This is a genomic window from Streptomyces sp. NPDC058964, assembly GCF_042741275.1.
Taxonomy (GTDB): Bacteria; Actinomycetota; Actinomycetes; order Streptomycetales; family Streptomycetaceae; genus Streptomyces.
In genome coordinates, this window is the sequence record NZ_JBHYKH010000225.1 from 1 (window position 1) to 13,914 (window position 13,914).

At 69.6% G+C, this 13,914-nt stretch carries 14 protein-coding genes; 9 read left to right on the forward strand and 5 right to left on the reverse strand.

The window, feature by feature from the left end:
- Window positions 1-172: 172 nt before the first annotated feature.
- The gene (locus ACFW2E_RS25425) at window positions 173-1,168 is read right to left on the reverse strand and encodes a chitinase (protein ID WP_384469385.1); all 996 of its coding nucleotides are present in this window, start codon (window positions 1,166-1,168) and stop codon (window positions 173-175) included.
- Between the two features lie 486 nt (window positions 1,169-1,654).
- On the opposite strand from ACFW2E_RS25425, the gene ACFW2E_RS25430 reads away from it, so the two are divergent.
- Window positions 1,655-2,350, forward strand: a complete 696-nt coding sequence (locus ACFW2E_RS25430; protein WP_384469386.1) for a demethylmenaquinone methyltransferase — start codon at window positions 1,655-1,657, stop codon at window positions 2,348-2,350.
- On the opposite strand, the gene ACFW2E_RS25435 is transcribed toward ACFW2E_RS25430, so the two are convergent.
- Both ACFW2E_RS25435 and ACFW2E_RS25440 read right to left on the reverse strand, forming a co-directional pair.
- Window positions 2,337-2,675, reverse strand: a complete 339-nt coding sequence (locus ACFW2E_RS25435; RefSeq protein WP_384469387.1) for a PASTA domain-containing protein — start codon at window positions 2,673-2,675, stop codon at window positions 2,337-2,339. The genes ACFW2E_RS25430 and ACFW2E_RS25435 overlap by 14 nt on opposite strands.
- 93 nt (window positions 2,676-2,768) lie before the next feature.
- The gene (locus ACFW2E_RS25440) at window positions 2,769-3,287 is read right to left on the reverse strand and encodes a GNAT family N-acetyltransferase (protein ID WP_384469388.1); all 519 of its coding nucleotides are present in this window, start codon (window positions 3,285-3,287) and stop codon (window positions 2,769-2,771) included.
- A gap of 46 nt (window positions 3,288-3,333) precedes the next feature.
- On the opposite strand from ACFW2E_RS25440, the gene ACFW2E_RS25445 reads away from it, so the two are divergent.
- Window positions 3,334-4,668 carry a geranylgeranyl reductase family protein gene (locus tag ACFW2E_RS25445; RefSeq protein ID WP_384469389.1) on the forward strand — a complete coding sequence of 445 codons (1,335 nt, stop codon included), beginning with the start codon at window positions 3,334-3,336 and terminating at the stop codon, window positions 4,666-4,668.
- Window positions 4,669-4,677: 9 nt separating this feature from the next.
- Here ACFW2E_RS25445 and def read toward each other — a convergent pair whose 3' ends face one another.
- Both def and ACFW2E_RS25455 read right to left on the reverse strand, forming a co-directional pair.
- Window positions 4,678-5,346: a peptide deformylase gene (def, locus tag ACFW2E_RS25450; protein ID WP_384469390.1), complete on the reverse strand. Its 669-nt coding sequence runs from the start codon at window positions 5,344-5,346 to the stop codon at window positions 4,678-4,680.
- Window positions 5,347-5,486: 140 nt separating this feature from the next.
- On the reverse strand, window positions 5,487-6,299 hold the full coding sequence (locus tag ACFW2E_RS25455; protein ID WP_384469391.1) for a C40 family peptidase: 813 nt from the start codon (window positions 6,297-6,299) through the stop codon (window positions 5,487-5,489).
- A gap of 745 nt (window positions 6,300-7,044) precedes the next feature.
- Between ACFW2E_RS25455 and ACFW2E_RS25460 the strand changes: the two genes are divergently transcribed.
- The 7 genes from ACFW2E_RS25460 to ACFW2E_RS25490 form a co-directional block, all read left to right on the forward strand.
- Entirely contained in the window at window positions 7,045-7,404 is a 360-nt protein-coding gene (locus ACFW2E_RS25460; RefSeq protein WP_007383963.1) for an NADH-quinone oxidoreductase subunit A, read from the forward strand.
- Between the two features lie 13 nt (window positions 7,405-7,417).
- The gene (locus ACFW2E_RS25465) at window positions 7,418-7,972 is read left to right on the forward strand and encodes an NADH-quinone oxidoreductase subunit B family protein (protein ID WP_007383964.1); all 555 of its coding nucleotides are present in this window, start codon (window positions 7,418-7,420) and stop codon (window positions 7,970-7,972) included.
- Window positions 7,969-8,724: an NADH-quinone oxidoreductase subunit C gene (locus tag ACFW2E_RS25470; RefSeq protein ID WP_384469392.1), complete on the forward strand. Its 756-nt coding sequence runs from the start codon at window positions 7,969-7,971 to the stop codon at window positions 8,722-8,724. Before ACFW2E_RS25465 ends, ACFW2E_RS25470 begins: the two co-directional genes overlap by 4 nt.
- Window positions 8,721-10,061, forward strand: coding sequence for an NADH-quinone oxidoreductase subunit D (locus ACFW2E_RS25475; RefSeq protein WP_384469393.1), 1,341 nt, complete (start codon window positions 8,721-8,723; stop codon window positions 10,059-10,061). The genes ACFW2E_RS25470 and ACFW2E_RS25475 overlap by 4 nt, the downstream gene beginning before the upstream one ends.
- Window positions 10,058-10,930 (forward strand): NADH-quinone oxidoreductase subunit NuoE, encoded by an 873-nt coding sequence (gene nuoE / locus ACFW2E_RS25480; RefSeq protein ID WP_384469394.1) that lies wholly within the window; start codon window positions 10,058-10,060, stop codon window positions 10,928-10,930. The genes ACFW2E_RS25475 and nuoE overlap by 4 nt, the downstream gene beginning before the upstream one ends.
- Complete coding sequence (nuoF, locus tag ACFW2E_RS25485; RefSeq protein WP_384469395.1) at window positions 10,927-12,276, forward strand: NADH-quinone oxidoreductase subunit NuoF; 1,350 nt, start codon at window positions 10,927-10,929, stop codon at window positions 12,274-12,276. Before nuoE ends, nuoF begins: the two co-directional genes overlap by 4 nt.
- Window positions 12,273-13,914, forward strand: a 1,642-nt coding sequence (locus ACFW2E_RS25490) for an NADH-quinone oxidoreductase subunit G (protein WP_384469396.1), incomplete at its 3' end; no start/stop codon positions are given. The genes nuoF and ACFW2E_RS25490, both read left to right, overlap by 4 nt.

Below are 13,914 nucleotides of genomic sequence, written 5' to 3' on the forward strand. Positions count from 1 at the left end.
CGATACGCCCTGTACGACGCCGCGCACCGCGCCGAACTGGCCCGGCGCGGCGCCGGTACATGCGTGGCGTCCGTTATCGGCGGAGTTGTGGTTAACCGCGGCCGATGATCACGGCACATGCCGCCGCCCGCTCGGGAAGCACCCGGAACCCCCGGGCACCGGGCGCGCCGGCTCAGCCCGCGAACGCCCGCGCGAAGGCTCCCGAACTCTGCTTCACCCCGCTGCAGTTGTCCGGCGCCGCGCCCCGCGAGGACTGCCCGCCCGCGCACGGGCGGTCGCGGAAGGCGGACCACATCGACACCCAGGCGATCCCCTTGTCCTCGGCGAACTTCCTTACCCGGGCCGCGTCGGAGAGCGTGAACGTCTCGCCCGCGACGTCGTTGACGCCGATCATCGAGGTGAGCGCCATGCCCCGCCAGGCGTCCGCGGCGGACAGCCCGAAGACCTCCATCAGCTGGGTGTGGGCAGCCTTGGCCGACGCGAGGGCGTAGCCGCCCATGTCACCGTCGTACGACTCGCCGTAGTTCATCGTCATGATGTTGACGCCGGTGACCTGGACGTCGTACTCGTTCGCGGACTCCAGCAGCGCGAGGCTGTCCGGGTCCAGGCCGGAGGGCATCACCGGCAGGGTGAAGGTCACCTTCAGACGAGGGCGCTCCCGCTGGAGCCGCGCTATCGCCCGCGAACGCAGGGCGACCGAGGCCGAGTCGGCCGGCGTGCCGCCCTCGATGTCGAAGTCGGCCCGGGAAGAGCCTGCCGCGTCCAGCGCCCTGCCGTACGCGGCCGCCAGCCCGGACACGCTGCCGCACGTCCGGGCCAGCTCCTTGCCGGACGCCCCGCCGAAGGAGACGCGGACCGTGGCACCGTCCCGCTTGAGCGCCGAGACGCGGGACTTCACCGCCGGGTCGGTGATGGCGTCCGTGCCGTCCCACTTCGGCGTGCAGCCGCTGCCGTCCGAGATCACGAAGGCCAGGTTGTACGTCGCCGGGGAGCCCGCGGAGTCGGTGCCGGAGGCCTCCGTGGCACTGACGTAGGGGGCGTACGAGGTGGTCGAGGCCGCCGCCCGCGGTGCCCCGGAGGACGACCGCTCCGGTGTCGCGGAGCATCCCGTGACGGCCACTGCAAACACGCAGGTGAAACCGGCCGCCGGGATCAGGAAACTCCTCATTGCCTATGTACCCGCTCTCGTGATTTCTGCCTCGGGACGGAAACGACGTGCGTTTCCCGTATGGAAACGTCTCACGCACCGGCCGGCCGCCACGGGACAATTCTCGTCTTTTCGGGGTGAGTTGCGGGCGAGTTCGGGGATTCTCACAGGAAGACGACAGGTCGAGGGGTCTCTCATGGACGGCTCATGCCGTTCACCGAGAATTCGAGACACAAAGGCTCCCTGATATCCGGGGAACGCGGTGCGAACCCGCCGTCGAAAGTCGCGCCGCCGGGCACGGTCGCCGCCGCAAACAGGGCAACGGGTCCACCGCGTGGCCCTCGTCCGCGTCGTCACCCATGCACGATTCGGGTGGGGCCGGTGCGGCATGGTCTCCCCCTCCACGGGGATCACGTTCGCTCTGGCGGGCACGCTCATGGCGAAGCTGCCGTGACGACGCCGAGGGCGCTGCCGTGCGGTCGTGGCCCCTGCTGCCACAATGGGCCCGTGACCCGCGCATCCCTGGACAAGCAGCCGCACGAAGTCGCCTCGATGTTCGACAACGTGGCGGAACGGTACGACCTGACGAACGACGTGCTGTCACTCGGCCAGGACCGGCGATGGCGCAAGGAGGTCGCGAAAGCGGTCGACGCGCGCCCCGCGCAGAAGGTGCTGGACCTGGCGGCGGGCACGGCCACCTCGTCGCTCCCCTTCGCGCAGACGGGTGCGTACGTCGTCCCCTGCGACTTCTCCCTGGGCATGCTCCAGGTCGGCAAGAGGCGCAACCCCTGGCTGCCCTTCACCGCCGGGGACGCGACGAGGCTGCCGTTCAAGGACGACACCTTCGACGCGGTGACGATCTCCTTCGGGCTGCGCAACGTGCAGGACACGGATGCCGCGCTGCGCGAGATGTACCGGGTCACGCGGCCCGGCGGGCGGGTCGTGATCTGCGAGTTCTCGCACCCGGCATGGGCGCCCTTCCGGACGGTCTACACCGAGTACCTGATGCGCGCCCTGCCCCCGGTCGCCCGGGCCGTCTCCTCCAACCCGGACGCCTACGTCTACCTCGCCGAGTCCATCCGCGCCTGGCCCGACCAGCCCGCGCTGGCCGAGCGGCTGCGCAAGGCGGGCTGGTCCAAGGTGGCGTACCGGAATCTCACCGGCGGCGTGGTGGCCCTGCACCGGGGCTTCAAGGAGAGCTGATCACCTCGAAGGCGTCCCCGGGTTCGTCGAGTTCGCGTTGCAGCCCGCCCCGGGGCGGCCTCGGGACGCGTGGCTCGCGCACGCCTCCGCCACCCTCGCCGTCGCCGAAGTCGAACCACACGTAGACCATGGAGTCCCGTGGCACTTCGGCGCCGGGCTGCGGGTACTGACGTACCACGTAGTCGACGACCGTGAGGTGGAAGTCGGGCCGGTCCGGGGCGTTGAGGGACAGGCCCCACGCCTGGGCCGTCTGCCGCGCGTCCACGGCCATCAGGCCGACGAGCCGTGGTACGCGCGTTTCGGGCGTCTTGGGTGTTATGCGCACAGATGTCACCCCCAGCGGTACTGGAAGGGTAACTCCGGCCCGTCCCGCTCCGGAAGCGTTCGGTGTCTTTCTGTGACAGTCAACTACCCTGAGTCACAGGCCGAGTCGGTAGCAGTGCCCCTCCCGTGGTGTGCGCCCTTCCTGTTCCGGCGTCATGAAGACCTCCGCGCGCTGCATGCCCAGCCGCCGGGCGACCGCGATGGAGCGCTCGTTGCGGGCGTCCACCATCGCCACCACGCTCGGCACCCCCGCCGCTCGCAGCCGCTCCAGGGTCTCCCGCGCGGCCGCGGTGACATACCCCTTGCCCCAGTGCGCCCGCCCGAGCCGCCAGCCGATCTCGGTCTCGCCCGTCGGGCCCCACTCCCGCTCCCAGGGCTGGGCACCCGTGAAGCCGATGACCTCGCCGGACTCGTCGAGCATGGACCACAGACAGAAGCCGCGCTCGGCGTCGTGCCGGCGCTGGCGGGCGGTGAGCTCCTCGTAGACGGACAGCTCCGCGGCCCTGCCGCCGTGGAACTCCATGACGTCCGGGTCGGCGAAGACCCGGTGCCAGGCGAACGCGTCCTCGTGGGTGGGCACGCGCAGCCGTACTGCGGGGAGAGCTCGGTTCACGGGGCAGCCCTTCAGCCGGTGATCGATCGTGCTGAATAGACTGCCCATGTCCAGTGCCGGTCGGCACGCAGATTTCGAACCTTGGGGAGATCCCGCCGTGACCGAGCCCCTCTCCGACCACACCGCCGATGTGATCGTCGTGGGCGCGGGGCCAGCCGGCTCCACGACCGCCTACCACCTCGCCCGGGCCGGCCTCGACGTACTCCTGCTGGAGAAGACCGAGTTCCCGCGCGAGAAGGTCTGCGGCGACGGTCTGACCCCGCGTGCCGTGAAGCAGCTGGTGTCGATGGGCATCGACATCTCCGAGGAGGCCGGCTGGCTGCGCAACAAGGGCCTGAGGATCATCGGCGGCGGCTCCCGGCTCCAGCTCGACTGGCCGGATCTCGCCTCCTATCCGAACTACGGGCTCGTCCGCAAGCGCGACGACTTCGACGAGCAGCTGGCCCGCAACGCCCAGAAGGCGGGCGCGCGGCTGTACGAGCGCTGCAACGTCTCCGGCCCGATCGTCGACGACCGCACCGGCCGCATCACCGGTGTGACGGCCAAGCTGGGCGAGGAGAAGCGGGAAGTCACCTTCCGCGCGCCCCTGGTGGTCGCCGCCGACGGCAACTCCACCAGGCTCTCCCTGGCGATGGGCCTGCACCGCCGCGAGGACCGTCCGATGGGCGTCGCGGTCCGTACCTACTTCACCTCCCCGCGTCACGAGGACGACTACCTGGAGTCCTGGCTGGAGCTGTGGGACCGCCGCGGCCCGCAGGACCGCCTGCTGCCGGGCTACGGCTGGATCTTCGGCATGGGCGACGGCACGTCGAACGTCGGCCTCGGCGTGCTGAACACCTCCGACTCCTTCAAGGAGCTGGACTGGCGCGAGGTCCTGAAGGCCTGGTGCGCCTCCATGCCGGAGGACTGGGGCTACACCCCGGAGAACATGACCGGCCCGATCCGCGGCGCCGCCCTGCCCATGGCCTTCAACCGCCAGCCGCACTACACCAGGGGCCTGCTGCTCGTCGGCGACGCCGGCGGCCTGGTGAACCCCTTCAACGGCGAGGGCATCGCCTACGCCATGGAGTCCGGCCAGATCGCCGCCGACGTCATCGTCCAGGCGCACGCGCGGGCGACGCCGGGCCAGCGCGAACTGGCCCTGCAGCGTTACCCGCGCGTCCTCAAGGACACCTACGGCGGCTACTACACGCTGGGCCGCGCCTTCGTGAAGCTCATCGGCAACCCGAAGGTCATGCAGATCGCGGCCCAGCGAGGCCTGACCCACCCGCTCCTGATGAAGTTCACCCTGAAGCTCCTGGCCAACCTCACCGACCCGACGGGCGGCGACGCGATGGACCGGATCATCAACGGGCTGAGCAAGGTGGCGCCGAAGGCCTGACCCGGCCGGTCAGCGCCCCTCTTCCCGGCCGGCCGGCCCTTTCTCCGGTTCCCGGCCGGCCGGCGCCGCGGTCCTGGCGGCCCGTCGGGCGAGCACCTCGTCCCGGCGGTCCGCCACCTGCCGCAGCGCCTCCTTGCGCTCCCGCCGGGAGAGCCGGTCCAGGTACACATGACCGTCGAGATGGTCGGTCTCGTGGGCGAGGCAGCGCGCGAAGTACCCCGTCCCCTCGATGACGAGCGGGCCGCCGTCCTTGTCCTGCCCGCGTACCACGACCCGGTCCGGGCGGGGCACGGACATCACGGCACCGGGCACCGACAGGCACCCCTCGCCCTCGTCGAGCAGCCGCCGCCCGGAGCGGGCCGGCGGGTCCAGGACGGGGTTGATGATGTGTCCGACATGTCGGATACCGTCATCATCGAGGCAGTCGTACACGAACATCCGCAGATCGACACCGACTTGGTTCGCCGCGAGTCCCGCACCGTCGGCGATGTACATCGTCAGGAACATGTCGTCGATGAGCGCCGCGAGGTCGGGCCCGAACTCGGTGACGTCCCGGCAGGGCTTGTGCAGGACCTCCTCACCGACCTCGGTGATACGGCGCACCGACCCGCGCCGGGCCTCCGGCGCGAGCGGGGGATGGGACGCGACGGGTCGCCCCTGCACGAACACGCTCGGCATGACAGTCTCCTTCGGCTCGTGGCCGGGCCCTGGTGGCCTCCGGCCCCGGCCGAGCATGCCAGGAACGCCCGAAGGGCCGCTGCCCCCGAGCGGCTGCGGCCCTTCACGTGTGTGCGGCGTCGTGCTCGCCGTCCGTGCTCCTAGAGCACCCGCACCGCGCCGGTCGGCGGGTCGTACGACAGCGGCTTCTCCACGATGCCGGTGGACGGGTTCTGCGCGCCGACGAACATGCCGTCGCCCACGTACACCGCCACGTGGTACGCGCTGCCCGCGCTGCCCCAGTAGAGGATGTCGCCCGGCTGCAGGTTGCTCAGCGAGACCTGGGTGCCTGCGGTCGACTGGGACTGCGAGACGCGCGGCAGGCTGATGCCGACCTGCTTGAAGGCGGCCTGCACGAGACCGGAGCAGTCGTAGGCGCTGGGGCCGGTGGCGCCCAGGACGTAGGACTTGCCGATCTGCGCCTTCACGAAGGAGATGACCGCCGCGGCCGAACCGGTGGCCGTCGAAGTGCTCGTGGAGGTGGAGGTGCCGGTGCTCGCCGTGGTGGAGAGCGTGGTCCGCTCCGCGTTGCGGCTGGCGCGCGCGGCGGCGGCCTTGCGGGCGTCCTCGGCGGCCTTCTTCTTGGCCTCGGCCTTCTGCTTCGCGTCGGCGAGGTCCGCCTTGGCCTGCTTTGCGGCCTTTGCGGCGGCCGCGTCGCGCTCGGCCTGCAGCTGGTAGTTCGCGGCGGCCTGCTGCGTGGCGTCCGCGGACTGGGCGACCTGGGTGGCCATGTCGGCCGTCAGGGTGGGCAGTTCGAGGGTCTGCGTCACAGGCTCGTCGGCGTAGGCCGACGCCGACGCGCCGGCGGCGGCCAGGCTGAGGACGCCACCCGCAACTCCGGCCCGCATCGCGATCGTCGACGCGCTGCGGTTGCGGGGCTTCCGGTGGCTGCGTATGTGAGCGGTGTGGGACATGGGAATAACGGGTACCAGGGGCTCCTTCATATCTTCAAGAAACGTGTGCTGCGCCACAGTTGTTCAATCGAGGCCCCGAAGCCCGGGCGTGTCGCTCTTTATTGACGCCGTAACGGACATTGCGGACGTCCGTGATCAAGCCCGTGATCATGCCCTTTCGTTATTACGCCCGAATTGCCCCGCACCTACCACTGCTTGGGGTCGGTGGCCAAGCCCGGCTCTCATCCGACCCTCACGGATGTGGCGCAGGTCACGGAACGGTCACCGAAAGGGCTGCGTCCCGCGCGCGGATCGATCACCGCCGAGCTCGTGAACGCGTGCACGCGTCCACACCCCACCCCGCAGCTCCCCCTGACGTGTGAACGGGGTCCTCTAGCAGGACACCGCACCCAACACCAATTTGCATGCAGAGGAACCCTCTTGATATTGAGACGCCCTCTCCGGCCTGCGATGACGAGCGAAAATGTCACTTCTGGTGATCAGCTGAACGCTTCGGGTGCGAAGATCACCGATCATCCGACTTCATGATCCTTCGTCAGGTGGTGGAGATCACAAAGCTTGTGCAATACCCCGTGTCGCAGATCACAGAGTCGCGGGCATAGGATGCGAGGCAGTTGGGCTTGTGACCTGCTTCACATGTTCTCGATCTTCGCCCGGACGAGCGGGGGGCGTGGGACGGGTGGGGCGGAAGCGGGCCCACAGGAACCCGCCAGCAGTCAGTGCCGACTGAGAGGAGCGAGGAGCGGTGAACGCGTATGCGCCCATCCTCGTACTGGGAGCCCTCGGGGCAGGCTTTGCGATCTTCTCCGTGGTCATGGCCACGCTGATCGGTCCGAAGCGGTACAACCGCGCCAAACTCGAAGCCTACGAGTGCGGTATCGAGCCGACCCCCACGCCGGCCGGCGGCGGGCGCTTCCCGATCAAGTACTACCTGACGGCGATGCTCTTCATCGTCTTCGACATCGAGATCGTCTTCCTCTACCCCTGGGCCGTCACCTTCGACGCCCTGGGTGTTTTCGGGCTCGTGGAGATGCTGCTCTTCGTGCTCACCGTCTTCGTCGCGTACGCGTACGTATGGCGGCGCGGCGGTCTGGAATGGGACTGAGGGGCCTAAGGACATGGGACTCGAAGAAAAGCTGCCGAGCGGCTTCCTGCTGACCACCGTCGAGCAGGCCGCGGGCTGGGTGCGCAAGGCGTCCGTCTTCCCCGCCACTTTCGGCCTCGCATGCTGCGCCATCGAGATGATGACGACCGGCGCCGGCCGCTACGACCTGGCGCGCTTCGGCATGGAGGTCTTCCGCGGCTCGCCGCGGCAGGCGGACCTGATGATCGTCGCGGGCCGGGTGAGCCAGAAGATGGCGCCGGTGCTGCGACAGGTCTACGACCAGATGCCCAACCCGAAATGGGTGATCTCCATGGGCGTCTGCGCCTCCTCGGGCGGCATGTTCAACAACTACGCGATCGTCCAGGGCGTCGACCACATCGTCCCGGTCGACATCTATCTGCCCGGCTGCCCGCCCCGGCCCGAGATGCTGATGGACGCGATCCTCAAGCTCCACCAGAAGATCCAGTCCTCCAAGCTCGGCGTGAACGCCGAGGAAGCGGCGCGGGAGGCGGAGGAGGCCGCGCTCAAGGCCCTGCCCACGATCGAGATGAAGGGGCTGCTGCGGTGAGCGACGCGAACGGCACCGGCGGTTCTTCGAACGGCGTGAACCCCGAGAAGGACCTCGCCACCGACAACCTCCCCGGCCAGCGCGGTCAGGGCGGCGAGGAGATCCGCGTCCAGCGCGGCATGTTCGGCGCCAACAACGGCGGCGACACCTCCGGCTACGGCGGCCTGGTCCGCTCGGTCCGGCTCCCGGGACCCGCCAACCGCCCCTACGGCGGCTGGTTCGACGAGGTCGCCGACGAGCTGGAGGGCGCCCTGGAGGAACAGGGACTCCTGCCCGAGAGCGCCATCGACAAGACGGTCGTCGACCGTGGTGAGCTGACCTTCCACGTCGAGCGCGAGCACCTGGTCCGCGTCGCCCAGACCCTGCGCGACGACCCGGCCCTGCGCTTCGAGCTCTGCACCGGCGTCAGCGGCGTCCACTACCCGCACGACAAGGGCCGCGAGCTGCACGCCGTCTACCACCTGCGCTCGATCACCCACAACCGGCTGATCCGCCTGGAGGTCAGCACCCCGGACGGCGACCCGCGCATCCCGTCCCTGGTCTCCGTGTACCCGACCAACGACTGGCACGAGCGCGAGACCTACGACTTCTTCGGGATCGTCTTCGACGGTCACCCGGCCCTGACCCGGATCATGATGCCGGACGACTGGCAGGGCCATCCGCAGCGCAAGGACTACCCCCTCGGCGGCATCCCCGTCGAGTACAAGGGCGCCCAGATCCCGGCTCCGGACCAGCGGAGGTCGTACTCGTGAGCACGCAGTCAGCATCCGCGGCCTCGGCCGCCTCGGCGCGCGAGACCACCGAGGGCACCGTATATACGGTCACCGGTGGCGACTGGGACGAGATCGTCCAGTCCGCGGCCCGCGCCGACGACGAGCGCATCGTCGTCAACATGGGTCCCCAGCACCCGTCCACCCATGGAGTGCTCCGTCTGATCCTGGAGATCGAGGGCGAGACGGTCACCGAGGCCCGCTGCGGCATCGGCTACCTCCACACCGGAATCGAGAAGAACCTCGAATTCCGCACGTGGACGCAGGGCACCACGTTCGTGACGCGCATGGACTACCTGACGTCCTTCTTCAACGAGACCGCGTACTGTCTCGCCGTCGAGAAGCTCCTCGGCATCGAGGACGACATCACCGAGCGCGCCAAGATCATCCGGGTGCTCCTGATGGAGCTGAACCGGATGTCCTCCCACCTGGTGTGCATCGCCACCGGAGGCATGGAGCTCGGCGCCACCACGATCATGATCTACGGATTCCGTGATCGTGAAATGATTCTCGACATCTACGAGCTCATCACGGGCCTGCGGATGAACCACGCGTACATCCGCCCGGGCGGACTCGCCCAGGACCTGCCGCCCGGCGCGGTGGACCACATCCGCGAGTTCGTGAAGAAGATGAAGAAGAACCTCCCGGAGTACGACAAGCTCGCCACCGGGAACCCCATCTTCAAGGCCCGTATGCAGGACATCGGCTACCTCGACCTGGCCGGGTGCATGGCCCTCGGCGCCACCGGCCCGATCCTGCGCTCCACCGGCCTTCCGCACGACCTGCGCAAGACACAGCCGTACTGCGACTACGAGACCTACGACTTCGAGGTCCCGACCGCCGACTCCTGCGACGCCTACGGCCGCTTCCTGGTCCGCCTCGAGGAGATGCGCCAGTCGCTCCGGATCATCGAGCAGTGCCTGGACCGGCTGCAGCCCGGACCGGTCATGGTCGCCGACAAGAAGATCGCCTGGCCCGCCCAGCTCGCCCTGGGACCGGACGGACTGGGCAACTCCCTCGACCACATCAAGAAGATCATGGGCACCTCGATGGAGGCCCTGATCCACCACTTCAAGCTGGTCACCGAGGGCTTTCGCGTTCCGCCGGGACAGGCGTACGCGGCCGTCGAGTCGCCCAAGGGCGAGCTCGGGGTGCACGCCGTGTCCGACGGCGGCACCCGCCCCTACCGGGTCCACTTCCGGGACCCGTCCTTCACCAACCTGCAGGCCATGGCGGCCATGTGCGAAGGCGGCCAGGTCGCCGACGTCATCGTCGCCGTCGCGTCCATCGACCCCGTGATGGGAGGCGTCGACCGGTGACCACCAGTTCTTCGGAGCGGGGCGTCAGCCTGGGCATGCCCGAGCTGCCCGCGCCCGGCTACCCGGACGACGTCCGAGCCCGGCTGGAGGCGGACGCGCGCGAGGTCATCGCGCGCTACCCCGACTCCCGCTCGGCCCTCCTGCCGCTGCTGCACCTCGTGCAGTCGGAGGAGGGACACGTCACGCGCACCGGGATGCGGTTCTGCGCGGACATGCTGGACCTGACCACGGCCGAGGTCACCGCGGTCGCCACCTTCTACACCATGTACCGGCGCAGGCCGAGTGGTGACTACCAGGTGGGCGTCTGCACCAACACGCTGTGCGCGGTGATGGGCGGCGACGCGATCTTCGAGTCCCTCCAGGAGCACCTCGGCGTCGGCAACGGCGGGACCACCGACGACGGCAAGGTCACCCTGGAGCACATCGAGTGCAACGCGGCCTGCGACTTCGCGCCGGTCGTGATGGTCAACTGGGAGTTCTTCGACAACCAGACCCCGGCGAGCGCCAAGCGTCTGGTCGACGACCTCCGTGAGGGACGGCCCGTCGAGCCCACGCGCGGTGCGCGCCTGTGCACCTTCAAGGAGACGGCCCGCATCCTGGCCGGCTTCCCCGACGAGCGGCCAGGGGCCGTCGAGGAGAGCGGCAGCGCGGGACCCGCTTCGCTGGTGGGCCTTCGCCTGGCGAGGGGAGAGACCGCACCCGCGCGGGTGGTGCATCCGCGGGACGGCGGACCGCACGACGAGCCGCAGGACCGGACGGCGCACGAGCCGTCGCCGGCCGAGCACCTCAGCTCACATGACGCGCCGCAGGAGACATCGGCCTCCGACCCGGCTCACCCGGCAGGGCCCACCGCCGAGGAGGGGGAGTGATGAGCGTGGCAGCCGACCTCAAGGACACCAGCCCGGAGAAGCTGCTCGCACCCGTGCTGTCGGCCTTCTGGGACGAGGACAGGTCCTGGACGCTGGACGTGTATCGCAGGCACGAAGGGTACGAGGGGCTGCGCAAGGCGCTCGCCATGTCCCCGGACGAAGTGATCGCGTACGTCAAGGACTCCGGTCTGCGCGGGCGCGGCGGCGCGGGATTCCCGACCGGAATGAAGTGGCAGTTCATTCCGCAGGGGGATGGAAAACCGCACTATCTAGTTGTCAACGCCGACGAGTCGGAGCCCGGGACCTGCAAGGACATCCCGCTCCTCTTCGCGAACCCGCACAGCCTCATCGAGGGCATCGTGATCGCGTGCTACGCCATCAGGTCGTCGCATGCCTTCATCTATCTGCGTGGTGAAGTCGTCCCCGTTCTGCGGCGGTTGCACGAGGCCGTGCGCGAGGCCTGCGCGGCGGGCTACCTCGGCGAGAACATCCTGGGCAGCGGACTGGACCTCCAGCTCACCGTGCACGCCGGCGCCGGCGCGTACATCTGCGGTGAGGAGACCGCGCTGCTCGACTCGCTCGAAGGCCGCCGTGGTCAACCGCGGCTCCGTCCCCCCTTCCCTGCCGTCGAGGGCCTCTATGCGTGCCCGACTGTTGTGAACAACGTCGAGTCCATCGCGTCGGTTCCCGCCATCCTGCAGAACGGCAAGGAATGGTTCAGGTCGATGGGCAGCGAGAAGTCCCCCGGCTTCACGCTCTACTCACTCAGCGGCCATGTCGCCAGCCCCGGCCAGTACGAGGCCCCGCTCGGCATCACGCTGCGCCAGCTCCTGGAGATGAGCGGCGGGATGCGCCCCGGGCACCGGCTCAAGTTCTGGACGCCGGGCGGCTCCTCGACGCCGATGTTCACCGACGAGCACCTCGACGTCCCTCTTGATTACGAAGGAGTGGGCGCCGCGGGTTCCATGCTCGGCACGAAAGCCCTGCAGTGCTTCGACGAGACCACCTGCGTCGTGCGTGCCGTGACCCGCTGGACGGAGTTCTACGCCCACGAGTCCTGCGGCAAGTGCACGCCCTGCCGCGAAGGCACCTACTGGCTCGTCCAGTTGCTGCGCGACATCGAGGCCGGCAAGGGCGTCATGTCCGACCTCGACAAGCTCGCGGACATCGCGGACAACATCAACGGCAAGTCCTTCTGCGCCCTCGGTGACGGCGCCGCCTCGCCGATCTTCTCCTCGCTCAAGTACTTCCGCGAGGAGTACGAGCAGCACATCACGGGCCGGGGATGCCCCTTCGACCCGGCCAAGTCGACGGCCTGGGCAGACCGCCCGGAGGTGAACGCATGACCGTGACCACCAGCGCTCCCGCGGGAGGGGGAGAGGCGGCGGTCCCGCCGGAGGACCTCGTCACGCTGACGATCGACGGCGTGGAGATCAGCGTGCCCAAGGGCACCCTGGTCATCCGCGCCGCCGAGCAGCTCGGCATCGAGATCCCCCGCTTCTGCGACCATCCCCTCCTCGACCCGGCCGGCGCCTGCCGCCAGTGCATCGTCGAGGTGGAGGGCCAGCGCAAGCCCATGGCGTCCTGCACGATCACGTGCACGGACGGGATGGTCGTGAAGACTCACCTCACCTCGCCGGCCGCCGAGAAGGCCCAGCACGGTGTGATGGAGCTGCTGCTCATCAACCACCCGCTGGACTGCCCGGTCTGCGACAAGGGCGGCGAGTGCCCCCTGCAGAACCAGGCCATGTCGCACGGCAACGCCGAGTCCCGCTTCGAGGGCCGCAAGCGGACGTACGAGAAGCCCGTACCGATCTCCACCCAGGTGCTGCTCGACCGCGAGCGGTGCGTGCTGTGCGCCCGCTGCACCCGGTTCTCCAACCAGATCGCGGGCGACCCGATGATCGAACTGGTGGAGCGGGGCGCGCTCCAGCAGGTCGGCACCGGTGAGGGCGACCCCTTCGAGTCGTACTTCTCCGGGAACACCATCCAGATCTGCCCGGTCGGCGCGCTGACCTCGGCGGCGTATCGCTTCCGCTCCCGCCCCTTCGACCTGGTCTCCTCGCCCTCCGTGTGCGAGCACTGCTCCGGCGGCTGCGCCACCCGCACCGATCACCGGCGTGGCAAGGTCATGCGGCGGCTCGCCGCCAACGACCCCGAGGTCAACGAGGAGTGGATCTGCGACAAGGGACGCTTCGCGTTCCGGTACGCGCAGCTGAAGGACCGGCTCGAGACCCCGCTGGTGCGCAACGCCGAGGGCGAGCTCGAACCGGCCTCGTGGCCCGAGGCGTTGCAGATCGCCGCCCAGGGTCTACTGGCCTCGCGCGGCAGGACCGGTGTCCTGACCGGCGGACGGCTGACCATCGAGGACGCCTACGCCTACAGCAAGTTCGCGCGCGTGGCCCTCGACACGAACGACATCGACTTCCGCGCGCGCGTGCACAGCGGCGAGGAGGCCGACTTCCTGGCCGCCAGGGTCGCCGGGCACGGCCACGACCTCGACGGTACGGGCGTCACGTACACGTCCCTGGAGAAGGCGCCCGCCGTCCTGCTGGTCGGCTTCGAGTCCGAGGAGGAGGCGCCGGGCGTCTTCCTGCGGCTGCGCAAGGCCTGGCGCAAGCGCAAGCAGAAGGTGTTCGCGCTGGCCACGCACGCCACCCGGGGCCTGGAGAAGACGGGCGGCACGCTGTTGCCGGCCGCACCCGGCACCGAGACCGAATGGCTGGACGCGCTGGCGAGCGGGATTGGCCTGGAGGAGCCCGGAGCGAAGGCTGCCGAGGCGCTGCGCGCCGAGGGCTCGGTGATCGTCGTCGGTGAACGGCTGGCCACGGTCGCCGGTGGCCTCACCGCCGCCGTACGGGCCGCGTCCGCGACCGGCGCGCGGCTGGTGTGGATCCCGCGCCGGGCCGGGGAGCGCGGCGCGATCGAGGCCGGGGGGGCGCGCGGGCGTGCGGGGGGGGGGGGGGCGCGCCCCCCGCCCGCGC